At 68.2% G+C, this 23352-nt stretch carries 17 protein-coding genes; 10 read left to right on the forward strand and 7 right to left on the reverse strand.

Annotated elements, in window-relative coordinates; translation table 11 throughout:
* Positions 1 to 18: 18 nt before the first annotated feature.
* Genes DCN14_RS22000 through DCN14_RS22015 form a run of 4 tightly spaced genes read left to right on the forward strand, consistent with a single transcriptional unit; the run spans position 19 to position 5127 of the window.
* Positions 19 to 723, forward strand: a complete 705-nt coding sequence (locus DCN14_RS22000; protein ID WP_006490421.1) for a response regulator transcription factor — start codon at positions 19 to 21, stop codon at positions 721 to 723.
* On the forward strand, positions 720 to 2078 hold the full coding sequence (locus DCN14_RS22005; protein WP_096506875.1) for a FecR domain-containing protein: 1359 nt from the start codon (positions 720 to 722) through the stop codon (positions 2076 to 2078). Before DCN14_RS22000 ends, DCN14_RS22005 begins: the two co-directional genes overlap by 4 nt.
* A gap of 10 nt (positions 2079 to 2088) precedes the next feature.
* On the forward strand, positions 2089 to 4476 hold the full coding sequence (locus DCN14_RS22010; RefSeq protein ID WP_096506874.1) for a CHASE2 domain-containing protein: 2388 nt from the start codon (positions 2089 to 2091) through the stop codon (positions 4474 to 4476).
* A gap of 36 nt (positions 4477 to 4512) precedes the next feature.
* Positions 4513 to 5127 (forward strand): DUF4136 domain-containing protein, encoded by a 615-nt coding sequence (locus DCN14_RS22015; RefSeq protein ID WP_096506873.1) that lies wholly within the window; start codon positions 4513 to 4515, stop codon positions 5125 to 5127.
* A 64-nt stretch (positions 5128 to 5191) separates the two neighbouring features.
* Here DCN14_RS22015 and galU read toward each other — a convergent pair whose 3' ends face one another.
* Positions 5192 to 6076, reverse strand: coding sequence for a UTP--glucose-1-phosphate uridylyltransferase GalU (galU, locus tag DCN14_RS22020; protein WP_096506872.1), 885 nt, complete (start codon positions 6074 to 6076; stop codon positions 5192 to 5194).
* A gap of 87 nt (positions 6077 to 6163) precedes the next feature.
* The gene (locus DCN14_RS22025) at positions 6164 to 9031 is read right to left on the reverse strand and encodes a valine--tRNA ligase (protein WP_096506925.1); all 2868 of its coding nucleotides are present in this window, start codon (positions 9029 to 9031) and stop codon (positions 6164 to 6166) included.
* Between the two features lie 225 nt (positions 9032 to 9256).
* Between DCN14_RS22025 and DCN14_RS22035 the strand changes: the two genes are divergently transcribed.
* Together DCN14_RS22035 and DCN14_RS22040 are read left to right on the forward strand one after the other, a co-directional pair.
* Complete coding sequence (locus tag DCN14_RS22035) at positions 9257 to 11620, forward strand: UvrD-helicase domain-containing protein (protein WP_096506871.1); 2364 nt, start codon at positions 9257 to 9259, stop codon at positions 11618 to 11620.
* Positions 11617 to 12414, forward strand: a complete 798-nt coding sequence (locus tag DCN14_RS22040; protein WP_096506870.1) for a 5'-methylthioadenosine/adenosylhomocysteine nucleosidase — start codon at positions 11617 to 11619, stop codon at positions 12412 to 12414. The genes DCN14_RS22035 and DCN14_RS22040 overlap by 4 nt, the downstream gene beginning before the upstream one ends.
* 66 nt (positions 12415 to 12480) lie before the next feature.
* Here DCN14_RS22040 and DCN14_RS22045 read toward each other — a convergent pair whose 3' ends face one another.
* Positions 12481 to 13722, reverse strand: coding sequence for an MFS transporter (locus DCN14_RS22045; protein WP_096506869.1), 1242 nt, complete (start codon positions 13720 to 13722; stop codon positions 12481 to 12483).
* Between the two features lie 444 nt (positions 13723 to 14166).
* Between DCN14_RS22045 and DCN14_RS22050 the strand changes: the two genes are divergently transcribed.
* Both DCN14_RS22050 and DCN14_RS22055 read left to right on the forward strand, forming a co-directional pair.
* The gene (locus DCN14_RS22050; RefSeq protein WP_096506868.1) at positions 14167 to 15840 is read left to right on the forward strand and encodes a methyl-accepting chemotaxis protein; all 1674 of its coding nucleotides are present in this window, start codon (positions 14167 to 14169) and stop codon (positions 15838 to 15840) included.
* 174 nt (positions 15841 to 16014) lie between these two features.
* Positions 16015 to 17043 carry an EpsG family protein gene (locus tag DCN14_RS22055; protein ID WP_096506867.1) on the forward strand — a complete coding sequence of 343 codons (1029 nt, stop codon included), beginning with the start codon at positions 16015 to 16017 and terminating at the stop codon, positions 17041 to 17043.
* A gap of 37 nt (positions 17044 to 17080) precedes the next feature.
* Here the strand turns inward: DCN14_RS22055 and DCN14_RS22060 are convergent, their stop codons facing one another.
* From DCN14_RS22060 to DCN14_RS22075, 4 genes are read right to left on the reverse strand one after another with little or no spacing between them, the layout of a single operon-like run.
* The gene (locus DCN14_RS22060) at positions 17081 to 17956 is read right to left on the reverse strand and encodes an HlyD family secretion protein (RefSeq protein WP_096506866.1); all 876 of its coding nucleotides are present in this window, start codon (positions 17954 to 17956) and stop codon (positions 17081 to 17083) included.
* A 12-nt stretch (positions 17957 to 17968) separates the two neighbouring features.
* Entirely contained in the window at positions 17969 to 18172 is a 204-nt protein-coding gene (locus DCN14_RS22065) for a DUF1656 domain-containing protein (protein WP_011351756.1), read from the reverse strand.
* Positions 18169 to 20367 (reverse strand): FUSC family protein, encoded by a 2199-nt coding sequence (locus DCN14_RS22070; RefSeq protein WP_096506865.1) that lies wholly within the window; start codon positions 20365 to 20367, stop codon positions 18169 to 18171. The genes DCN14_RS22065 and DCN14_RS22070 overlap by 4 nt, the downstream gene beginning before the upstream one ends.
* Before the next feature lie 15 nt (positions 20368 to 20382).
* Positions 20383 to 21966, reverse strand: a complete 1584-nt coding sequence (locus DCN14_RS22075) for an efflux transporter outer membrane subunit (protein ID WP_096506864.1) — start codon at positions 21964 to 21966, stop codon at positions 20383 to 20385.
* 157 nt (positions 21967 to 22123) lie between these two features.
* Here DCN14_RS22075 and DCN14_RS22085 point away from each other — a divergent pair, with 157 nt between their 5' ends.
* Positions 22124 to 23065: a LysR family transcriptional regulator gene (locus tag DCN14_RS22085; protein WP_096506863.1), complete on the forward strand. Its 942-nt coding sequence runs from the start codon at positions 22124 to 22126 to the stop codon at positions 23063 to 23065.
* Positions 23066 to 23186: 121 nt separating this feature from the next.
* Positions 23187 to 23345, forward strand: a complete 159-nt coding sequence (locus DCN14_RS38460) for a hypothetical protein (protein WP_172441927.1) — start codon at positions 23187 to 23189, stop codon at positions 23343 to 23345.
* The last annotated feature ends 7 nt before the right edge of the window (positions 23346 to 23352 follow it).

Consider the following 23352-nt stretch of genomic DNA (forward strand, 5'->3'; position numbering starts at 1 on the left):
TTCGATTTGCGGGGTGCTATGAGAATTGCTGTACTGGATGACGATCCGGCCCAGACGGATTTCGTCAGTCAAACGCTGACGGCCGTCGGCCATACGTGCTATGCGTTCAAGGAAGGCAAGGCCCTGAAGAAGCGTCTGCAGCGCGAGACGTTCGATCTGCTGGTGCTCGACTGGAACGTGCCGGACATGTCCGGCGAGGAAGTGCTCAAGTGGGTGCGTGCCAACCAGACCGAGCACAGCCTGCCGATCATCTTCATGACGAGCCGTGACGACGAGGCGGGGATCACGCAGATCCTGAACGCCGGCGCCGACGATTACGTGGTCAAGCCCGTGTCGGGCCCGATCCTGCGCGCGCGCATCGGCTCGTTGCTGCGCCGTGCGTATCCGGTCAACGCCGAGGCGACGGTGCGCGAATTCGACCAGTTCCGCTTCGACGTGAACCTGAAGCAGGCCTACGTCGGCGACAAGGCCGTGAGCCTGACGCAGAAGGAATTCGAGCTCGCGCTGCTGCTGTTCCAGCACCTCGACCGGCCGCTGTCGCGCGCGCACATCCTCGACCTCGTCTGGAAGCAGGCGACCGACATCCCGTCGCGCACGATGGATACGCACATCTCGATGCTGCGCACGAAGCTCGGCCTGCGCCCGGAGAACGGCTATCGCCTCGCGCCGATCTACGGCTACGGCTACCGGCTCGAACGGGTCGGCCAGGGGGAACCGGAGTGACCACGCGAATCACGCAGCGCACGGCCACCGTGCGCACGGCGGCGCTGCGCGCGGCTTGCGCGGTCGCGTTTGTGTTCGCGGCACAGCACGCCGGCGCGCAGCCGCCGGCTGCCGCGGGCAAGATGGTCGTCTACCGCACGCATGCCGGCGACACGCTGTACGACGTCGCCGCGCGCTACCTGCAGGGTCCGGACGACTGGCAACTGCTGCAGCGGATCAACGGCGTGCCCGCGCCGAAGCACCTGCAGCCCGGCGTCGCGCTGAAGCTGCCCGCGGCCCGGCTGCGCAAGGAAAAGCTGACCGCGCGTGTCGTCGCGGTGCAGGGCACGGCCGAACGCGCGTCCGGCGACACCTACGCGCCGCTCGCCGACGATGCAACGCTCGCCGAAGGCGACCGCGTGCGCACGGGCCCGAACGGGTTTCTGACGCTCGAACTGGCCGACGGCACCCACATGAGCCTGCCGCCCGACAGCCAGCTCGACCTGAAGACGCTGCGCCGCACCGTGCTGACCGGCACGCTCGACCGCGAGTTCGAGCTCACGCGCGGCTCGGTCGACAGCGAAGTCACGCATTTGAAAAAACGCGACGACCGCTTCCAGATCCGGTCGCCGTCGGTCGTGGCCGGCGTGCGCGGCACGCGGTTCCGCGTGAACTACGACGCGTCCGGCAACGAGTCGACGCGCGTCGAAGTGCTCGACGGCACCGTCGGCGTCGCGGGCAAGCGGCAGCCGGACCCGACGCTCGTGCATGCGAACTTCGGCAGCGTCGCGACGGCGTCCGGTGCGGTCGGCGCGCCGGTCCAGCTGCTGCCGGCGCCGGCGCTCGCGCATCCCGACAAGGTGCAGGACGAGCCCGACGTATCGTTCGAGATCGAGCCGCAGGCCGATGCGCACGCGTATCGGCTGCAGCTCGCGCACGACGCGGGGATGCTCGACTTGTTCCGCGAAACGCGCACCGATTCGCCGCGCGCGGTGTTCCGCGACGTGCCGAACGGCACGTATTTCGTGCGGGTCGCCGCGATCGACGCCAACGGCCTCGAAGGCGTGCCGCGCACCTACGCGTTCGAACGGCGCCAGATGGGGCTCGACGCGAGCGCGTCGCCCGGCGCCGCCGGCTACGAATTCCGCTGGTCGCCGAACGGTTCGGGCAAGGATGCGCGCTACCGGTTCGTGCTGTCGCGCGCGAAGGACCTGAGCGCGCCGGTCGTCGACCAGGTCGGCTTGCAGGCACGCACGATCACGATCGCGCACCTGCCGCCCGGCGACTACTACTGGGCGGTGACGGTCGAGGAGTTCGAGGGCGGCAAGTTCTATCAGAAGACGAGTCCGGTCGGCGCGTTCACGTTGTCGCGCTGATCCGCGACGCATGAAACCCGACTCCGTTTCTCCGCGGCGGCGCCTCGGCCGCCGCTTTCTGATCGAGTGGATCGCGATCGGCTGCCTCGGCGTCGCGGTGATTCTCGGGTGCGCGCTCGACCGGATGTCGTCGAGCGTCGACGGGCTGATCTACGACCGGCTGCTGATGCTGCGCAGCCTGCCGCTGTCGCCCGACGTCGTCGTGGTCGATATCGACAACCAGAGCGTGTCGGCGCTCGGCCGCTGGCCGTGGCCGCGCAGCATTCATGCGCGGCTGCTCGATACGCTGGCGCGCGCGCAGCCCGCGGCCGTCGTCTACGACGTGCTGTTTACCGAGCCGTCGGCCGAAGACCGCACGTTCGCGGACGCGATGTCCCGCGTGCCGACCTTCCTGCCCGTGCTGCTGAGCCCCGAGCAGGCCGACGGCACGCGCACGGTCGATCCGCCGGTGGCGGAGCTCGCGGCGCGTGCGATGGGGCTCGGCCACATCAATCTCGAAGTCGATCCCGACGGCATCGTGCGCAGCGTCGCGCTGTTCGAAAGCGACGGCCGCGCGCGCTGGCCGCAACTGATGGTGCCCGTGTACCGCGCGATCCAGGCCGGCCGGCTGCATCCGGCTGGCGGCGCGCCGGGCCCGAGCGCGCACGACCTGTCGCGCGATGCGGCGGGCGAAGGCCGTTACCTGATCCCGTTCAGCCGCAATACGCCGGCGTATCCGACGCTGTCGTTCGACGACGTGCTCGAAGGGCGCGTGAAACCCGACGCGCTGCGCGGCAAGATCGTCGTCGTCGGCGTGACGGCGTCCGGGCTCTACGACCGCTTCGCGACGCCGGTGTCCGGCGATTTCGGCCCGCTCGCCGGCGTGTACATCCATGCCAACGTGCTCGACATGCTGACGACCGGCAGCGCGATCTCGCCCGCGTCGCGCGCGGGGATCTTTGCCGCGTCGCTGTTGCCGCTCGCCGTGCTGCTGGGCGGTTTCCTGATGCTGTCGCCCTGGCGCGCGCTGCTGCTGACGCTCAGCCTGGCCGTGCTGGCCGTGGTCGCGAGCATGGCGTTGCTGTTCGAGGCGCGCGTGTGGCTGTCGCCCGCGCCCGCGATCTTCGGGCTGATCGCCGTGTACCCGATCTGGAACTGGCGGCGCCTCGAAATGACGATGTCGTACCTGCGCCGCGAACTGCAGCGGCTCGCCGACGAGCCGCACCTGCTGCCCGAGGCGCCGCGCACGCGCAGCGTCGGCGGCGACGTGCTCGAACGCCAGATGGCGCTGATGGCGCAGGCCGCGCAGCGCGTGCAGGACATGAAGCGCTTCGTGTGGGACAGCCTCGACAGCATGCCCGAGCCGATCTTCGTCACCGATCTGGCCGGTACCGTGCTGATCGCGAACCACGCGGCGAAGCGCTACGGGTCGCGGCTCTCGCTGCCGTTGCCGGAAGGGCGGCCGCTGCGCGCGGCGCTCGGCGAGCTGATCTTCATGAAGACCGTCGACGGCAACCCCGAGCACGATGTCGCGATCCGCGAGCACTGGCCGGCGGCGCTCGACCCGACGCTCGAGGCCGAACACGACGCGATGGCGCGCGGCATCGAGGTGCGCGATCGCGACGGACTCGACCATCTGTTACGCTACGCCGCGTGTACGAACGCGCAGGGCCGCGTGACGGGCTGGATCGCCGGCCTCGTCGACGTGACGGAACTGCACGCGGCCGAGCGTCAGCGCGAGGAGGCGCTGCATCTGCTGTCGCACGACATGCGCTCGCCGCAGTCGTCGATCCTCGCGCTGGTCGAGATCGAGCGCGACCGCGTCGAATCGGACACGATGCGCGAGCTGCTCGCGCGGATCGAGCGCTATGCGCATCGCGCGCTGTCGCTTGCCGACGAGTTCGTGCAGCTGGCGCGCGCGGAGTCGCAGGTGTACCAGCTCGAAGCGACGAGCCTCGTGGACGTGCTGATCGACGCGAGCGACGAGGTCTGGCCGCAGGCGCAGGCCAAGCGCATCCGCATCGATACCGACGTCGGCACCGACATGTGCTGGATGCGCGCGGACCGCTCGCTGATCACGCGCGCGTTCGTCAACGTGTTGAACAATGCGGTCAAATACAGTCCGTCCGACACGGTGATCACGTGTACGCTGACGGTTGAGCACGCATCGAAGCGGATGTTCTGTACGATTCGCGATCAGGGGTACGGCATTGCGCCGGAAGATCAGCGGCATCTGTTCGAGCGTTTCAAGCGGTTCCATGCCGGCGAGCGGCCCGAGATTTCGGGTTCCGGGCTCGGCATGGCGTTCGTGAAGACGGTCGTGACGCGCCACGGCGGCAGCGTGACGGTCGACAGCGAAGTGGGGGTGGGCACCGCGGTGACGGTGTCGCTGCCCGCGATCGACGAGCCGTCCGCCTGACAGGGCCGGGCACGACGGCAGCATTTGGGGAAAGTCATGAGAAAGGAATGGGCAGCGACCGCGCTGGCGGCGTCGCTGTTGACGGGTTGCGCTGGCGTCACGACCGGCGTGAGCGCGCTTGGGCAGCCGAACGCGTTCGCATCCGGTGCGCACGGTTACGATTTCGTCCGCACGGCCGCTCAGGCCGGCGATCCCGAATACGGGCGGATCGAGACGCTCGTGCGCGATGAGCTCGCGCGCCGCGGCTTCGACGCGCAGTCGACGAAGGACGCGCGCTACCGGCTGTCGATCGCCTACGCCACGCAGCCGGCGTCGGTCGCGGCCACCGCCGAGCGCTGCGGCGCCGCGAGCAGTGCGTGCGTGACTGTCGACGGGCCGGCGCCGTTCGCGCTGCCGTTCGTGGGCAAGGTGTATCGCCACGTGCTGACGCTGCGTTTCGTCGATGCGAAGTCGGGGGCCGACGTCTATCGCGTGTCGGCGTCGCTGCGCGACCGCGAACCGGGCACGCAGGAGGCCGCGCCGGCGCTCGTGACGAGCGCGCTCGCGAAGGTGCCGTTCGAGCCGGGCAACGGCTGGCTGGTCAAGACGAAAAAAGACGACGCGGGCGCAATGCCGGGCGTCGTCTCGGTGAAGCCGGCCGCCGCGCACTGACGCGGCGGCCGTAACAGGAACGAGGGCAGGCCCGCCGCGCAGGCGAGGCCGGCCCGTGCCGCGTTCAGGCGGCCGGTTGCCCGTTGCCGCGCGTGCGCAGGTACGCGTCGAACTCGGTGCCGACTTCCGGGTGGCGCAGCGCGAATTCGACCGTCGCCTTCAGGTAGCCCAGCTTGCTGCCGCAGTCGTAGCGCGTGCCCTGATACTTGTAGGCCAGCACCTGCTCGTCGGCGAGCAGCGCCTGGATCGCGTCGGTGAGCTGCAACTCGCCGCCCGCGCCCGGTTTCAGCGCGCGCAGGTGCTCGAAGATCCGCGGCTTGAGCACGTAGCGGCCGACCACGCCGAGATTCGACGGCGCGACTTCCGGCGCGGGCTTTTCGATGATCGCCGACATCTTGACGATCGACTCTTCCCACTCCTTGCCGTCGACGATCCCGTACGACTTCGTTTCCGACGGCGGGATCTCTTCCACGCCGATCACCGAGCTGTGATAGTGGTCGAACACGTCGACCATCTGCTTCATCACGGGCGGATTGCCGTCGAGCAGGTCGTCGGCGAGGATCACCGCGAACGGGTTGTCGGCCACGAGCTTTTCCGCGCACAGCACCGCATGGCCGAGGCCCAGCGCTTCGGGCTGACGGACGTAGAAGCAGTCGACGTGGCTCGGCTTGATGCTGCGCACGAGCTCGAGCAGCTTCTCCTTGCCGCGTGCCTCGAGTTCAGCCTCGACCTCGTACGACTTGTCGAAGTGATCCTCGATCGCGCGCTTGCTGCGCCCGGTCACGAAGATCATCTCGGTGATGCCCGCGGCGATCGCTTCCTCGACCGCGTACTGGATCAGCGGCTTATCGACGACCGGCAGCATTTCCTTCGGGCTCGCCTTCGTTGCCGGCAGGAACCGCGTGCCGAGGCCGGCAACGGGGAATACCGCCTTGGTGACTTTCAACATGATCGAACCTTTATTCCTGTAATCGGCTTGTCAGACAGTCCATGTTCACGTCCCCATTATAGTGAACGCAAATGACCTTACCGTTTGTTACGCAGGCAACCGATCGAGCTGCGCGCGCAGCTTGTCCAGCGTGCTCTGGAAATCGGCGACGCGCTTTTGCTCCTGTTCGACCACGGCCGGCGGCGCTTTCGCGACGAAAGCCTCGTTGCCGAGCTTCGCATTGCACTTCGCGATCTCGCCCGTCAGACGCGCGATTTCCTTCGACAGGCGCTCGCGTTCGGCCGCGACGTCGATTTCGACCTTCAGCACCAGCTTGTTCGGGCCGACGATCGCGATCGGTGCGCCATGCGCTTCCTTGTCGAGCGTCGCTTCGTCCGCGAGGATCTGCACTTCCGACAGGCGGGCGAGGGCCTGGACGTACGGCGCGAACGAGCGCAGGCGTTCGCCATCGCCGGCCGCGAGCAGCGGCACCTTGGTCGCCGGCGACAGGTTCATCTCGCCGCGCAGGTTGCGGCATGCGTCGACGATCGCCTTCAGGTCGGCCGCCCACTGCTCGGACGCCTCGTCGATCTTCTGCAGGTTCGCGACCGGATACGCCTGCGTCATCAGCGACGCTTCGCCTTCTGCCTTGCCTTGCGGATAACGGCCGGCGAGCGGCGCGACCTTCTGCCAGAGCGCTTCGGTGATGAACGGGATGATCGGGTGCGCGAGGCGCAGCACCGTTTCCAGCACGCGCAGCAGCGTGCGGCGCGTGGCGCGCTGCTGTTCCGGCGTGCCGTTCTGGATCTGCACCTTCGCGAGTTCGAGGTACCAGTCGCAGTACTCGTCCCACACGAACTTGTAGATGCTGGTCGCGATGTTGTCGAAGCGGTAATCGGCGAAACCCTTCGCGACGTCGGCTTCCGTGCGCTGCAGCAGCGACACGATCCAGCGATCGGCCGCCGAGAAGTCGAGGTAGCCGCCCGGGCCGCAGTCGCCCGCGCCGCACACTTCCGGCTTGTCGCTGCCGCAGTCGTGGCCTTCGCAGTTCATCAGCACGAAGCGCGTCGCGTTCCACAGCTTGTTGCAGAAGTTGCGATAGCCTTCGCAGCGCGCGAGGTCGAAGTTCACGTTGCGGCCGAGCGTCGCCATCGACGCCATCGTGAAGCGCAGCGCGTCGGCGCCGAACGCGGGAATGCCGTCCGGGAATTCCTTGCGCGTCTTCTTCTCGATGGTGGCCGCCTGCTTCGGGTTCATCAGGCCGGTGGTGCGCTTCGCGACCAGCGTCTCGAGGTCGACGCCGTCGACGATGTCGATCGGATCGAGCGTGTTGCCCTTGCTCTTCGACATCTTCTGGCCTTCGGCATCGCGCACGAGGCCGTGCATGTACACGGTGTGGAACGGCACCTTGCCCGTGAAGTGCGTCGTCATCATCACCATCCGGGCGACCCAGAAGAAGATGATGTCGAAGCCGGTGACGAGCACCGACGACGGCAGGAAGTGCTTCAGTTCGGGCGTTTCGTTCGGCCAGCCGAGCGACGAGAACGGCACGAGCGCCGACGAGAACCACGTGTCGAGCACGTCTTCGTCACGCTTGAGCGCGCCCGTGTAGCCTTGCGCGTCGGCCTTCGCACGAGCGTCTTCTTCGCTGCGCGCGACGAACACCTCGCCGTTCTCGCCGTACCACGCGGGAATCTGGTGGCCCCACCACAGCTGGCGCGAGATGCACCAGTCCTGGATGTTCTCGAGCCACTGGTAGTAGGTGGTCGTCCAGTTCTCCGGCACGAACTTGATCTGGCCGTCGCGCACGACGTCGAGCGATACCTCGGTGATCGACTTGCCCGGATGGAACGTGCCTTCCGGCGCCGGCTTCGTCATCGCGACGAACCACTGGTCGGTCAGGAGCGGCTCGATCACGACGCCCGTGCGGTCGCCGCGCGGCACCATCAGCTTGTGCGGCTTCACGGAGTCGAGGAAGCCCTGCGCATCGAGGTCGGCGACGATCGCACGGCGCGCGTCGAAGCGGTCGAGGCCGCGATACTGCTCGGGGCCGTTGTCGTTGATCTTCGCGTCGAGCGTCAGGATCTCGATCGGCGCGAGTTTGTGGCGCAGGCCGACCTGGTAGTCGTTGAAGTCGTGCGCGGGCGTGACCTTCACGACGCCCGTGCCGAACTCGCGGTCGACGTAGTCGTCGGCGATCACCGGGATCTCGCGGCCCGTCAGCGGCAGCGTGACGAGCTTGCCGATCAGGTGCGCGTAGCGCTCGTCTTCCGGGTGGACCATCAGCGCGACGTCGCCGAGCATCGTCTCCGGGCGGGTGGTCGCGACCGTCAGCGAGCCCGAACCGTCGACGAGCGGGTAGCGGATGTGCCACAGGTGGCCGTTTTCCTCTTCGCTCACCACTTCGAGGTCCGACACCGCGGTGAGCAGCACCGGATCCCAGTTCACGAGGCGCTTGCCGCGGTAGATCAGCCCCTGTTCATGGAGCGTGACGAACACGTCGCGCACGGCGGCCGACATCTTGTCGTCCATCGTGAAATATTCGCGCGACCAGTCGGTCGACGCGCCGAGACGGCGCACCTGGCCGGTGATCGTCGAGCCGGACTTCTGCTTCCACTCCCACACGCGTTCGACGAACTTCTCGCGGCCGAGGTCGTGGCGCGACACGCCCTGCGCATCGAGCTGGCGCTCGACGACGATCTGCGTCGCGATCCCCGCGTGGTCGGTGCCGGGCACCCACAGCGTGTTCTCGCCGAGCATCCGGTGGTAGCGGGCGAGGCCGTCCATGATCGTCTGGTTGAACGCGTGGCCCATGTGCAGCGTGCCGGTGACGTTCGGCGGCGGCAGCTGGATCGCGAAATCGGGGCGCGCCGGATCGAATGCCGGGGCGGCATGGCCGCGTTTTTCCCACTCCGGCCCCCATTGGGACTCGATGGTGTGGGGTTCGAAACTCTTCGCAAGCGTGCTGTCGCTCATGGTTGGGAATCTGCCGAAAAATGCGTGAATTGGATGCCGAATCCGACAATTATAAATGGATGCACATCGACCAGCCATCGCCCGGCCCGTGCGGGCCCGCCGCGATGCGGTCCGAGCGCGGCGGGCGCACGGTCGCGGCGCCGGCCGAACGGATCGGAAACGACAGCGCGCGGCCGACTTATAATGGCGGATCCGCATTTTTTCTCGCCCGCCCGCCGCCGCTCCATGCCCGATCTGCTCGCCAATCTGAACCCTGAACAATACGCCGCCGTCACGTTGCCGAACGAACCGGCGCTGATCCTTGCGGGGGCGGGCAGCGGCAAGACCCGCGTGCTGATCACGCGCATCGCGTGGCTGATCCAGCAGGGCTATGCGTCGCCGCCCACCGTGCTCGCCGTCACCTTCACGAACAAGGCCGCGCGCGAGATGATGGCGCGCCTGTCGGCGATGATGCCGATCGACACGCGCGGGATGTGGATCGGCACGTTCCACGGGCTGTGCAACCGGATGCTGCGCGCGCACTACCGCGACGCCGGCCTGCCGCAAACCTTCCAGATCCTCGACACGGCCGATCAGTTGTCCGCGATCAAGCGGCTGATGAAGGCGGCGAACGTCGACGACGAGAAGTATCCGCCGAAGAACGTCCAGTACTTCATCAACAACGCGAAGGAGCAGGGGCTGCGTCCCGACAAGGTCGACGCGTCCGACAACTTCAACCGCAAGTTCGTCGAGCTGTACCAGGCGTACGACCAGCAGTGCCAGCGCGAGGGCGTCGTCGACTTCCCCGAGCTGCTGCTGCGCTGCTACGAGCTGCTCGCGTACAACGCGCCGCTGCGCGCGCACTACCAGGCGCGCTTCAAGCACATCCTCGTCGACGAGTTCCAGGACACCAACAAGCTGCAGTACGCGTGGCTCAAGATGCTCGCGGGCGGCCAGAACGCGATTTTCGCGGTCGGCGACGACGACCAGTCGATCTACGCGTTCCGCGGGGCGAACGTCGGCAACATGCGCGACTTCGAAGACGAATTCCGCGTGCGCAACCTGATCAAGCTCGAGCAGAACTACCGGTCGCACGGCAACATCCTCGACGCGGCGAACCAGCTGATCTCGAACAACGCGCACCGCCTCGGCAAGAACCTGCGCACCGACGCGGGCCACGGCGAGCCCGTGCGCGTATACGAGGCGAGCACCGATTCGCAGGAAGCCGGCTGGATCGTCGAGGAGATCCGCTCGCTGATCAACACCGGGATGTCGCGCAGCGAAGTCGCCGTCCTGTATCGCAGCAACGCGCAGTCGCGCGCGATCGAGCACACGCTGATGACGTCGGGCATTCCGTACCGCGTGTACGGCGGCCTGCGCTTCTTCGAGCGCCAGGAAGTGAAGCATGCGCTCGCGTACCTGCGCCTGATCGACAACCCGAACGACGACACCGCGTTCGTGCGCGTCGTGAACTTCCCGACGCGCGGGATCGGCGCGCGCTCGATCGAGCAGCTCGCGGATGCCGCGCGGCTGTACGACTGCGCGATGGCCGCCGCGATTCCGTACGTGACGGGCAAGGCCGGCTCGAGCCTCGGCGCGTTCGCGACGCTGATCGCGAAGATGCGCGCCGAGACGCAGCAGATGAGCCTGCCCGAGACGGTCGAATACGTGGTGCGCGCGAGCGGCCTCGCCGATTTCTACCAGGGCGAGCGCGAAGGCCAGGACCGTCTCGAGAACTTGCAGGAACTCGTGAACGCGGCCACCGCGTTCGTCAGCGAGCAAGGTTACGGGCTCGACGCGCCGGCCCGCTCGATTCCGCTGCACGCGGGCGCGATTGCGGCGCCGGAGCTGGGCGTCGACGCGAACGATCCGACGGTCGACGTGCTCGATGCGGCGCCGCTCGGCGACCCCGCGCAGAACCCCGATACGATGACGCCGCTCGCGGGCTTCCTGTCGCACGCATCGCTGGAAGCGGGCGACAACCAGGCGCAGGCCGGCCAGGACGCCGTGCAGTTGATGACGGTGCACGCGGCGAAGGGTCTCGAATTCTCGGCCGTGTTCATCACCGGTCTGGAAGAGGGCTTGTTCCCGCACGAGAACAGCGTGCTCGAATCGGACGGCCTCGAGGAAGAGCGCCGGCTGATGTACGTCGCGATCACGCGCGCGAAGGAGCGGCTCTACCTGTCGTTCGCGCAGAGCCGGATGCTGCACGGCCAGACGCGCTACAACGTGCGCTCGCGCTTCTTCGACGAATTGCCGGAGCACGTGCTGAAGTGGCTGACGCCGAAGGTCGAGGCCGGCTCGCGCTGGGGCGGCCGCTCGGACAACGCCGGCTGGGGGCGCGACTGGTTCTCGCGGCCGGGCGGCGGCAATCGCGAGCAGATCGTCGACGCGGCGGTGTCCGCGCCGCTGCCGGCGTTCGCGAACAAGCAGCGTGCGGCCGACACCGGTTTCCGGGTTGGCCAGCAGGTGTTCCATACCAAGTTCGGCGAAGGCACCGTCACCGCGCTCGAAGGCAACGGCACCGATGCGAAGGCGCAGGTGAAGTTCAAGCGGCACGGCGAGAAGTGGCTCGCGCTCGCGGTCGCGAAACTGCAGGCGGTGGAATGACGGGCCTCGACAGGGTTGAAACGGTTGCGACGCGCCCGCTCGGCATTCTGGCCGCGCTGCCCGAGGAACTCGGCGACCTGATCGCCGCGATGCGCGCCGAGGGCGCGATGCGGACGGTCACGCTCGGCCGCCGCGATTACCACGTCGGCACCGTGCACGGCGCGGCCTGCATCGTCACGCTCGCACGGGTCGGCAAGGTCGCGGCCGCCGCGACGGTCAGCGCGCTGATCCACGTATTCGGCGTGTCGGGCGTCGTGTTCACCGGCGTGGCCGGCGGCGTGTCGCGCACGGTGCGCGTCGGCGACGTCGTCGTGGCCGATACGCTGCTGCAGCACGATCTCGACGCGTCGCCGCTGTTTCCGCGCTACGAAGTGCCGCTGCTCGGCATCACGCGGTTCGCGACCGACGCGGCACTCACGGCTCGCCTGAAGGCCGCGTGCACGCTGTTCGTCGCGGAAGAGGGCGCGCAGTTCGCCGAGCGTTTCGGTCTGGCCGGCGCGACGCTGCACGGCGGGCTGATCATCAGCGGCGACCGCTTCGTGTCGAGCGAGCACGAGGTCGTCACGCTGCGCGACGCGCTGCCGGACGCGCTCGCGGTCGAGATGGAAGGCGCGGCGATCGCACAGGTGTGCGCCGAGCACGACGTGCCGTTCGCGCTGGTGCGCGCGATTTCCGATACGGCCGACGATCACGCGACGCAGTCGTTCTCGCACTTCCTGTCGGCGATCGCGAGCCGCTATTCGTCCGGCATCCTCAAGCGGTTCCTGACGCTGCATGCGACGACGGCGGCCTGAAGCCGCCGTCGTACTTTCCCTTCGAGACGATCGACCGGCCGCGGCGCGCACGCCGCGGCCGCGTCGTCACGCCTGCTTGCGCCGGCTGCTTTCGAGGTTCGGCAGGAGCACCGTCAGCACGCCGATCAGCGGCAGGAACGAGCACACCTTGTAGACGAACGTGATGCTCGTCGCGTCCGCGAGCTGGCCGAGCACGGCCGCACCGACGCCGCCCAGTCCGAACGCGAAGCCGAAGAACAGGCCCGCGACCATCCCGACCTTGCCGGGCATCAGCTCCGTCGCATAGACGAGGATCGCGGCGAACGCCGACGCCAGCACGACGCCGATGATCACGGAGAGCACGCTCGTCCAGAACAGGTTCGCATACGGCAGCAGCATCGTGAACGGCGCGACGCCGAGGATCGACACCCAGATCACGTACTTGCGGCCGATCCGGTCGCCGACCGGGCCGCCGATCAGCGTGCCGGCCGCCACGGCCGCGAGAAACACGAACAGGTGGATCTGCGCGGCCTGCACCGACAGGTGGAACTTGTCGATCAGATAGAACGTGAAATAGCTGTTGATGCTCGCGAGGTAGAAGTACTTCGAGAACACCAGCAGCACCAGCACGCCGATCGCGGCGAGCACGCGGCCCTGCGACAGCGTCGGATGGCCGGCCGGCGCGGCCTTCTTCTTCATCGACGGGTGCTTCTTGTACCAGTGGCCGATCTGCGTGAGCACGACCATCGCGACCAGCGCCGCCGCCGAGAACCACGCGATGCTGTGCTGGCCGTGCGGAATGATCACCAGCGCGGCGAGCAGCGGCCCGAGCGCGGAGCCGGCGTTGCCGCCGACCTGGAACAGCGACTGCGCGAGCCCGTGCTGGCCGCCCGACGCCATCCGCGCGACCCGCGACGACTCCGGATGGAACACCGACGAGCCGCAGCCGACGAGCGCTGCCGCCACCAGCAGCGTCGGGAAGTTCTGCGCGGCCGACATCAGCAGCAGCCCCGCGAGCGTGAAGCCCATCCCGACCGGCAGCGAATACGGCTTCGGGCGCTTGTCGGTATAGAGGCCGATGAGCGGCTGCAGCAGCGACGCGGTGATCTGGTAGGTCAGCGTGATCAGGCCGATCTGCGCGAACGACAGCGCGAACTGGCTCTTGAGCATCGGATAGATCGCGAGGATCAACGACTGGATCATGTCGTTGAGCATGTGCGAGAAGCTGATCGCGCCGAGCACCGGATAAACGGTGCGCGGGGCGGGTGGAGCAGACGGCTGGGCCGCGGCGGCAGCGCCGGCGGTGCCCGTATCGAGGCTGGTTTCCATGTGAGCTGAGCGAGTTGAGGTGGCGGGACGCGCTCTGATGGGGATCGGCGCGTTTGAATCGTTGTTGCGTCAAAGAAGTGTAATGTGGCGCATCGTGAATGTCAGGCCAACTTTTATCGCAATTCGGACATTGCTCGCGGGCAGAAGCATGGCGGATCGGCCATCGTTCCCTTTTTTGTCAGGGTATAACGCCGGCGGCGCGTCCTGTCGGCCGGCCGCGAGGCGTCATCACGGGCGAATGGGTGTTTGCCCGGACTCAAGGAACACCGACGGCGGCCGTAGAACGACACAACGACAACACGGGCGCGCCGCGCCGGGATCGGCCACGAGCCGGACCGGCGCAGGATGCGTGGCATGGCGGGCCGTCGCCGGACCGCCGGCCGCCGGGTCGCCGGCCGCCGGAACCAACCTTTCCGGCGGCGTGATCAATACGGGGATATATCGATGAAAGCAGCATCATTGCAGCCACAGCCAGGTGCGGCCGGCGTCGCAGCCGACGCAACCGCGAAGCCCGCCACACGACGTGCGCGCGCGGCGCGGCGTGAACGCCGGCCGTGGACCGTCAAGGCGACGTTGCGCGCCGCGTTCGCGATCCTGCTGGCCGGCACGCTCGCGATCGGCGTGTTTTCGCTGTGGCAGATCAGCCGGCTGAACGCATCGATCGCGTCGGTCTACGAGCAGGGGCATGTCGCGAGCCGTGCGGCGGAGGAGGTGCGCGCCGAGATGCTGCGCGCGAGCCGTGCACAGAAGATGCTGCTGACCGCGACGACCGCGCGCGAGCGCGACGAACTGGGCGCCGAAGTCGGCGCGGGGCTGACGTCGATCGGCAGCGCGCTCGGCACGCTGCAGCGTTATGCGGATCCGGCCGACGCGGGCGATTCCGCGCGCTTGCGCGCATTCTCGACGGCGGTCGGCACGTGGAGCGGCCATCTGCGCGATTTCGTCGCGCTCGTGCAGGCGCAGCCGCTCGACCTGTCGCAGATGAACTGGCAGGTCGGCACGCAGGACGTGTCGCTGCTGGTCGAAACCGGCAAGCTCGAAAAGCTCGTCGCCGAGCTCGTGAAGACGCGCGGCGCGAAGTCGAAGGCGACGCTCGATGCGTCCGCGACGATCTTCTCGTCGTCGTTCGCGATGATCGCGGCGATGACGGCCGCGCTGATCGTGCTCGCGATCGCGATCGCCGAACGGGTCGTGCGCCGCCTCGCGTCGCAGCTCGGCGGCGAGCCCGCGTACGCGAAGGCGATTGCCGCCGACATCGCGCGCGGCGACCTCACGCGATCGATCGCGCTCGGCCGGCGCGACCGCGACAGCATGGTGCGCGCGCTGGCCGACATGCAGACCGGGCTGGCCGCGACCGTGCGCGAGATCGCCGTCAGCGCCGAGGCGATCGCGGCGGCGTCCGGCGAGATTTCGACCGGCAACCTCGACCTGTCGCGACGCACCGAGCAGCAGGCCGTCGCGCTCGAGCGCACCGCGGCCAGCATGGAGGCGCTCACGTCGACCGTGCGTCAGAACGCCGAGAACGCGCGGCAGGCGAGTGCGCTCGCGGCCAATGCGTCGGCCGTCGCGGAGGCGGGCGGCGCAGTCGTCGGGCGCGTGGTCGCGACGATGAGCGAGATCGACGACAGCGCGAAGAACATTCGCGACATCATCGGTACGATCGAAGGGATCGCGTTCCAGACCAACATTCTCGCGTTGAACGCGGCGGTCGAGGCGGCGCGGGCGGGCGAACAGGGGCGCGGGTTTTCGGTGGTCGCGGGCGAGGTGCGGCTGCTCGCGCAGCGCGCGGCCACCGCGGCGAAGGAGATCCGCTCGCTGATCGGCGCGTCGGTCGAGCGCGTCGCGAACGGCGCGACGCTCGCGCACGATGCGGGCCGCACGATGGGCGACGTGGTGCGCGCGGTCAAGCGCGTGACCGACATCATCGGCGAGATTTCCGCGGCGTCGGACGAGCAGCGCGCCGGGATCGAAGAGATCGGCCGCGCGGTCACGCAGATGGACGCCGGCACGCAGCAGAACGCGGCACTCGTCGAGCAGGCTGCCGCCGCCGCGAACGCGCTCGACGAGCAGGCGCAGGCGCTCAAGTCGCTGGTCGGGCGCTTTCACGTCGCGGCCTGAGTTTCACCCCGTCGCGGCCGGGCCGGCTGCGACCCGTGCAGGCTGTCGGGTTGTTGTCGATTGGTGACAAACCCGGCTGCCGGTCCGCACGCAATCCCTTACAATTCGCCTTCATACGATTGGGGGCCAGAACTCGCCGCGCGTGCGCACCGGCACGTCGAGCGGGTCATAACAATGACAACGACGATTTACTTCATCGGGTATCTGGGCATGCTCGCGTCCGCCGCGATCGGCATGCGCGCGCGCGTCGCCGCGTGGCGGTGGCTTGCGGCCGGCATTGCACCGGCCGCCACGTTTGCCGTGCTGCGCGGCCGCACCGGTACCGACACCGCGATCTACCAGGACATCATCGCCGGCATCTGGAGCGGCAACCTGAAGGTCGTGCCGCGCACGCTCGAACCGGGCTTCGTCTGGCTCATGCGCGCACTCGAATGGCTCGGTCACGATCCGCGCGTCGCGACGGCGATCCTGTCGCTGCTGATCGTGATCGCGTGCGTCGCCGCGTTCGGTCGCAGTACCGAGGACGCTTGCGTATTCGCCACGCTGATCTTTCCGCTGTTCTTCTACGACATGGCGATGAGCGGCCTGCGCTATGGGGTCGCGTTCTGCGCGGCGAAGCTCGCGTCGGACGCGTGGTCGCGCCGGCGGCGCGGCGAATCGATCGCGTTCGCGGTGGCGGCGGCCGGCATGCATGTGTCGGCGGCGCTGCTGGTCGTGCTGCTGCAGGTCGGGCGACTGCGCCTGCTGCGCTATGCGGGGCTGGCCGTTGCGATCGGCGGCGTGCTGTTCGCGATGCATCACGACGCGCTGCTCGCGAAGGTCGGTCTCTACGCGGCGTTCACGCCGCCCGCGCAGATGTCGGGCAGCGCGCCGCTCGTGCTGGCGTTGCTGACGCTCGCGGCCGGCTGGATGCTGCTCGCGCGCATGCCGCGCACGCTCGTGTTCCTGTTCGTCTGCGAGATCGCGAGCTTCGCGCTCGCGCGCATGAGCTACGCGGGGCTGCGTTTCCAGTGGCTCGTGCTGTTTGCGATGGGCTGCCAGTTCGTGCCGCTGCAGCGCATGCCGGGCGTGCGGCGCGGCCACGTGATCGTCTCGCTGGCCGTGATCGGCGCAATCGGCTTCGCGATGCGATTGCGCAACATGCTCGGCGAATACGGGCTCGGCCCGTCGCCGTTCCTGCCTTACCGGTTCTTCTGGGAATGATGCGGCCGGGCGGGGCGCCGCCCGGCGCGAAACGCCATTACGACTTCTTCTGCTTGTCCGGATCGATGATGACCGTGCAGGTCGTGCCCGCCGACAGCACCACGTCGGCCGGCACTTCGTCGATCTTGATGCGCACCGGCACGCGCTGCGCGAGGCGCACCCAGTTGAAGGTCGGGTTCACGTCGGCGACGAGGTCGCGGCTTTGCGGGTTGTCGCGATCGTAGATGCCGCGCGAGATGCTCTCGACGTGGCCCTTCATCACGCCGCCGCTCATCAGCCGCATTTCGGCCGGTGCGCCGACCTTCACGCGCGGCAGCTTGGTTTCCTCGAAGTAGCCGTAGACCCAGAACGAATGGCTGTCGACGATCGCGAGCTTCGCCTGGCCGGCCACCGCGTAGTTGCCCTTGAACGTCTGCAGGTTCGTGATGTAGCCGTCGACCGGCGCGACCACGCGCGTGCGTTCGAGATTGAGCTTCGCGGCGTCGAGCGCGGCGATGGCCTGCTGGTACTGCGCATCCGCGCTCGATGCGCTGTGCGCCGCGTTCTCGCGGTTTTCCTTCGACACGACGAGGGCATCGAGGTCCGCGCGGCGGGCCGCGTCGTCGCGGCGCATCTGCAGTTCCGCGCGGCGGGCGGCAACCGCCGCCTGCGCCTGCTCGACCGCGATCTGGTAGTGCGACGGGTCGATCTGCATGATCAGGTCGCCTTTTTTCACGAGCTGGTTGTCATGCACGGGCAGGTCGACGATCGCGCCCGACACGTCCGGCGCGACGTTGACGATCTCGGCACGGACGCGCCCGTCGCGCGTCCACGGATCGTCCATGTAGTGCACCCACAGCGAGCGCCCGATCAGGATCGCGACGAGAAGGATGACGGCGGTCGCGACGAAGCCGAAGAGTTTTCTGAGAATCATGGTGGTTCGGAATCAACGGTAAACGGCAAGACTCAGTCCGCCGCAAATGCAGACGAGAAGGCACGCGCGAAACAGCGACGGGTGCCAGACGAGACGATAGAGGCCCGTATAGGCGAGCAGGCGGTCGACGGCCCAGGTCGCGAGCGCGCCCAGGACGAACATCAGCACCACCGTGGGCATGTAGGCATCGAGAATGGCGATTTCACGCGGCATCATGACGAGGCTCCTGGTTGGGGACGCACGGGGCGGTTGCGGTTGAGCGGCTCGAGCGGCGATTCCGGATCGAGCAGCGCCGTGCGCACGAAATGCAGATTGCTCAGGATGCGCTGCAGCCGGTGGCGCTCCTCGCGCGCCGGCGTGAACGCGTCGAGCGTCTGCCGGGTTGCATCGATCGCGGCATTGACGGCGGCGAGCGTCGCGTCGAAGCGCTCGGCGTTCGGCTTGCCGAACAGCTCGGACAGCGCGGTGCGCAGCGTCTCGATCGCGCGTCGCCACGGCGTCGCCGGCGCATAGCGCGGGTCGGACGGCAGCGTCGCCAGTTCGTGACGCAGATCGAGTGCCGCGTTGCCCGTTTCGAGCACCGCGAACATCCAGCGCAGCGCGTCGCGCTGCACGTCGGGCTGGTCGGCCGACAGCGTGTGCGCCTGATACATCAGGTCGCGCGCGCCGCTCTCGAAGCGCGTACGCAAGCCGGCCAGCCGCACGTGGCAGGCCGCGACCACCTGGTGGCGCAGGTCGGCGAACAGGCGCTTCTTCAGCCACGGCGCGGTCGGCGGGAACAGCACCGCGAACGCGATCGCCGACACCAGCATCGACAGCACCAGCGCGAGCGCATCGTTCATGAAGCTCGTCGGATCGTAGTGCGTGATGCTGTCCGGGCCCGCGAGGAAACAGAAGAAGATCAGGTAGCCCATCCCGTAGCCCGCGAGCTTCGGCTTCAGCGTCATGAAGATGCCGATCGCGAGCAGCGGCGCCAGCGCCACGCACAGCAGCGGAAAGCCGTCGATGTGCGGGTAGATGCCGAACGTCAGCAGGAAGCCCGTGCAGACGGCCAGCGCCGTGCCCATGCCCATCTGCGCGGACATCGCGGTCGGGCGCGGCGTCGACGACGCGAGCGCGCAGGTGGCCGCCGCCGTCAGCGTCAGCGTGACGCCGCTCGGCCACGCGGTCTCGATCCAGAACCAGCCGAGCACGAGGATCACGGTCGCGGTGCGAATCGCCGCGATCACCATCGCCGTCACGTTGGTGCGCGGCTCGTAGCGCTCGATCCAGCGTTCGCGCTCGTGCGTCGCGGTCGACAGCGACGCGTAGGTCGCCGCGTATTCGTGCAGGTCGGTGATGAAGCGGTACAGCAGCTCCGACGCCGTGTCGAAATCGAGCAGCGGGAAATCCGGCTGCGTTTCGAGCGTGGCGCGCGTCGCACGGATGCGGCGCGGCAGTGCGTCGCGCCAGGCGAGCAGCTGCTCGGCCGCGAGTGCCGCGTCGGCCGACGTACGCACGGGTTCGCCGTGGCGCGTGAGCAGCGGCGCGATCTCGCGGAAGTACGGCTCGATCGCGTCGATCGCGGCCTGGGCGCCGGCCGCGCGCAACCGGTTCATCAACTGGTGCAGCGCATGGAAGCGGCTCGATACGCTCATGAACTCGCTGTTCAGCCGCGCGAGGCGGCCGCCTCGCATGCGCGTGTCCGGATCCTCGAACACGGCCATGCTGCGCGCCGCTTCGAAGCCGACCACGTCCGCGACGAAGCGCGTGTGGATGGATTCGATGTGCGCGCGGTCGAGCTTGCCCGACAGTGCCGCCGCGACGTAGTCGACGAAGCTGACGAAGCGCTTGCGCACCGTCGTGCGCATCTGCTCGCCGGTGTACTGCGGAAACACCAGCGCGCTGACCACGCCCGCCGACACGATCCCGACCATGATTTCGGCGACCCGCGTCATCGCGCTCATGAAGGCGCCGTCCGGATGCTGCGATGCCGGCAGGCCGATCAGCGCGGTCGTGTAGCCCGCGAGCAGGAATCCGTAGCTGCGGAAATTGCGGTTGCGCGCGGCGCCGGCCGTGCAGAGTGCGACCCACAGCGCGACCGCGAGCAGGAACAGCTGCGGCTGTTGCGGAAACAGGCCGACGAACGTCAGGGTCGCGATGAGCCCGAAGATCGTGCCGGCGACCCGGTAGAAGCTTTTCGCGAGCACGGCGCCGCTTTGCGGCTGCATCACGATGAATACCGTGGTCATCGCCGTCTTCGGCGCCGGCAGGTCGAGCCGCATCGACACGCCGATCGAGATGAACGCGGCGAGCAGCGCCTTGAACAGATAGAGCCACGCGGCGCCGTCGGTGCGGGCCCAGTCGTCGAACGCGGCGTACCAGGCCGCGAGGCCGCCGGCGTGCGTGGAAGCGGGGGAGGAGGCTGACATGGCGGTCGCTCCGGGTTACCGTGCGGCCGGCGTGTCGGACGCACCGGCCGTCGCCACCTGTGCGGGCCGGGCGACGGCCGCGACGGGCTTGGCCCCCGACGCGGCGGCCGGCGCCGCGGCGGATGCGTCGTGCGGCGGACGGCCGCCTCGCACGTCGGTGTCCGTTTCGACACCGCCGCCGAGCGCGGCCATCAGCTGCGCGTGCGCGGCGAGGCGTTCCGCATCGATGCGGGCGGCCGTCTCCTGCGCGCGCAGCAGTTGCTGTTGCGCGATCAGCACGTTCACGTAATCGGTCAGGCCACGGCGGAAGCCTTCGCGCGACAGCTGGTAGCTGCGATCGTTGGCGGCGACCGAGCGCGCGGCGTCCTTCTTCTGCGTATCGAGCGAGCGGATCCGCACGACCTGGTCGGCGATGTCCTTGAGCGCGCCGACGACCGTCTGGTTGTAGCGCTCGACCGCCTGGTCGTAGCCGGCGTCGGCCGCGCCGAGTTGCGCACGCAGGCGACCGCCGTCGAAGATGGGCAGCGACAGCGCCGGGCCGGCCGTCCAGCCGCCGTTCATCGCGCGCAGGAAGTCGGTGAACGGCGCGGTCACGCCGAAGCCGCCAACCGTCGCGAGCAGGTCGATGTTCGGGTAGAACGCGGCTTTCGCGACGTCGATGCCGCGTGCCTGCGCGTCGACCGTCCAGCGGGCCGCGACCACGTCGGGGCGGCGGCCGAGCAGGTCGGCCGGCATCGCGGACGGCAGGCCGGCCGGCGCGTCGAGCGACAGGCTCGGCCGCTTGATCGTGTCGCCGGCGCCCGGGCCCTTGCCCGCGAGCGCGGCGAGCTGGTGGCGGGCGAGCTGGATCGCTTCTTCATAGCTGTCGATCTGGCGTTCGTAGTCGGGCAGCGTCGATTCCGCCTGGCTGACTTCGAGCTGCGTGCCGAGTCCGGCCTGCAGGCGCTTGCGCGCGAGATCGGCCAGCGCGTGCTGGCGTTCGTACGTTTCGTGGGCGAGGTCGAGCAGCGCGTAGTTCATCGACATGCCGACATACGCGCGCACGACGTTGACCTCGAGTTCGAGCTTCGCGGCCCGTGCGTCGGCGGCGCTCGCGTGCGCGGTGTCGAGCGCGCGCTCGGTCGCGTTCTTGTCCTTGCCCCACAGGTCGAGGTGGTACGACAGGCCGAGCGAGCCGGTGTTGTTCCAGGTATCGGTGTCGGCGAGCGGGCCGGGGCCGTAGTAGACGTTGTCGGGCCAGTGCTGGCGCATCAGCGACAGGTTGCCGTTGATTTGCGGCAGTTCGGCCGAACGTGCCACGCGTGCCATCGCCTGCGCCTCGCGCACGCGGGCCTCGGCGGCCGCGAGCGTCGGGTTGCCGGCCTGCGCGGCGGCGATCCACGTGTCGAGCTGCTGATCGTTGTACGCGCGCCACCAGTCCGACGCGGGCCAGCCGGCATCGCGGTTGGCGGCACGGATCGCAGCGCCGGCATCGAGCGCGTTCGCTTCGACACGCGTGGACTGCGGTTTGTTGTCGCCCATGCTCGCGCATCCGGCCATTATTAATGAGACTGCAAGAACCGCCAGTGCCAGCGTCCCTTTTGTTGCCGGAAACTGCACGATTTTCTCCCTTTCGGATATAGATGAGTCGGATGCGATTATATTTTTCAGTGATTCCTGAATAAATGGACAACGGTGCAAGTCATTTTTACGAATCCTGAGATAATATTGGTTGGCCTGTGTGCAACAATCCCTCCGGATTCAAACGGGTAATGGGATGGATACGTTACAAAACATGCGGGTATTCGTCCGCGTGGTCGACGCGGGAAGCTTCACCGCGGCGGCCCAGCAGATGAATTCGACCACCGCCTACGCATCGCGCGCCGTGTCGGACCTCGAAGCGCACCTGCGCACGCGCCTGCTCAACCGGACGACACGCCGGATCGCACTGACCGAAGCGGGCGAGCGCTATCTGCAGCGCTGCGAGCAGATCCTCGCGTACGTCGACCAGGCCGAAGCCGAAGCGGGCGACGCGCACGCGCGCCCGTCGGGCAAGCTGAAGGTCCACTGCTTCACGAGCCTGGGGCAGCACTACCTGGTGCCGGCCATCGCGCGCTACCGGCAGCGCTACCCCGAGGTGCACGTCGAACTGACGCTCGCGCAGCGGATGCCGGATCTCCTCGACGAGGGCTACGACGTCGCGATCGTCGTCGGCCGCGACCTGCCCGATTCGGGGCTCGTGTCGCAGCGGCTCGGCGAGAGCTACAGCGTCGTGTGCGCGTCGCCCGGCTACGTCGACGCCCACGGCGCGCCGCACACGCCGGCCGATCTCGAACAGCACGTGTGTCTCGGGATGGTCGCGCCGGGCTTTCACTTCGACGAGTGGTCGCTGTCGGGGCCGCGCGGCGACGAGGTGATTCCGATCACGGCGCCGCCGTTCCGCGTCAACGTCGCCGAGGCGCTCGCGGTGGCCGTGCGCGAAGGGATGGGGATCGGCGGGCTGCCGCTCTATTCGGCGATCGGCGGGCTGCGCAGCGGGCAGATCGTGCGCGTGATGCCGGAATACCGGTCGCACGTGATGAACATCTACGCGCTGTATCCGTCGCGCCAGTACCTCGACGCGAAAATTCGCACCTGGGTCGATTTCCTGCGCGACGAGCTGCCGGCGACGCTGGAAGCCGACGAAGCCGCGCTCGCGCAGTTCGCGGCTGCGACATGACAGCGCGCTCGCGCGCAATCTGACGGGATTTGTCGTTCGCGCAACATTTTTTTACCAACGGGCCGCTGACAGTTTGGTACTGTTTCAATTATCGAGATATGTCCTGCCCCCGGAGTCGTTAATGGATACGCAACTGATGATCGGCCTTGGAGTTCTGCTTGGTGCGGCTGCCGCCGCCGCGGCGACGCGCGATCTGCTGCGCGCGATGAAGGCACGGATGAAGCCGGTGCCGGTGCGGGTGCGCGCGTCGTCGGGCGCATCGCGCCGCGCCGATCGCTGATCCGGTT

The organism is Burkholderia sp. IDO3 (genome assembly GCF_003366075.1).
Taxonomy (GTDB): domain Bacteria; phylum Pseudomonadota; class Gammaproteobacteria; order Burkholderiales; family Burkholderiaceae; genus Burkholderia; species Burkholderia anthina.

What these genes read in the sequence shown, in the direction of transcription:
- DCN14_RS22000 (WP_006490421.1), top strand. Translation starts at nt 19, where the DNA reads ATGAGAATTGCTGTACTGGATGACGATCCGGCCCAGACGGATTTCGTC.
- DCN14_RS22010 (WP_096506874.1), top strand. Translation starts at nt 2,089, where the DNA reads ATGAAACCCGACTCCGTTTCTCCGCGGCGGCGCCTCGGCCGCCGCTTT.
- DCN14_RS22015 (WP_096506873.1), top strand. Translation starts at nt 4,513, where the DNA reads ATGAGAAAGGAATGGGCAGCGACCGCGCTGGCGGCGTCGCTGTTGACG.
- galU (WP_096506872.1), bottom strand. Translation starts at nt 6,076, where the DNA reads ATGTTGAAAGTCACCAAGGCGGTATTCCCCGTTGCCGGCCTCGGCACG.
- DCN14_RS22025 (WP_096506925.1), bottom strand. Translation starts at nt 9,031, where the DNA reads ATGAGCGACAGCACGCTTGCGAAGAGTTTCGAACCCCACACCATCGAG.
- DCN14_RS22035 (WP_096506871.1), top strand. Translation starts at nt 9,257, where the DNA reads ATGCCCGATCTGCTCGCCAATCTGAACCCTGAACAATACGCCGCCGTC.
- DCN14_RS22040 (WP_096506870.1), top strand. Translation starts at nt 11,617, where the DNA reads ATGACGGGCCTCGACAGGGTTGAAACGGTTGCGACGCGCCCGCTCGGC.
- DCN14_RS22045 (WP_096506869.1), bottom strand. Translation starts at nt 13,722, where the DNA reads ATGGAAACCAGCCTCGATACGGGCACCGCCGGCGCTGCCGCCGCGGCC.
- DCN14_RS22050 (WP_096506868.1), top strand. Translation starts at nt 14,167, where the DNA reads ATGAAAGCAGCATCATTGCAGCCACAGCCAGGTGCGGCCGGCGTCGCA.
- DCN14_RS22055 (WP_096506867.1), top strand. Translation starts at nt 16,015, where the DNA reads ATGACAACGACGATTTACTTCATCGGGTATCTGGGCATGCTCGCGTCC.
- DCN14_RS22060 (WP_096506866.1), bottom strand. Translation starts at nt 17,956, where the DNA reads ATGATTCTCAGAAAACTCTTCGGCTTCGTCGCGACCGCCGTCATCCTT.
- DCN14_RS22065 (WP_011351756.1), bottom strand. Translation starts at nt 18,172, where the DNA reads ATGATGCCGCGTGAAATCGCCATTCTCGATGCCTACATGCCCACGGTG.
- DCN14_RS22070 (WP_096506865.1), bottom strand. Translation starts at nt 20,367, where the DNA reads ATGTCAGCCTCCTCCCCCGCTTCCACGCACGCCGGCGGCCTCGCGGCC.
- DCN14_RS22085 (WP_096506863.1), top strand. Translation starts at nt 22,124, where the DNA reads ATGGATACGTTACAAAACATGCGGGTATTCGTCCGCGTGGTCGACGCG.
- DCN14_RS38460 (WP_172441927.1), top strand. Translation starts at nt 23,187, where the DNA reads ATGGATACGCAACTGATGATCGGCCTTGGAGTTCTGCTTGGTGCGGCT.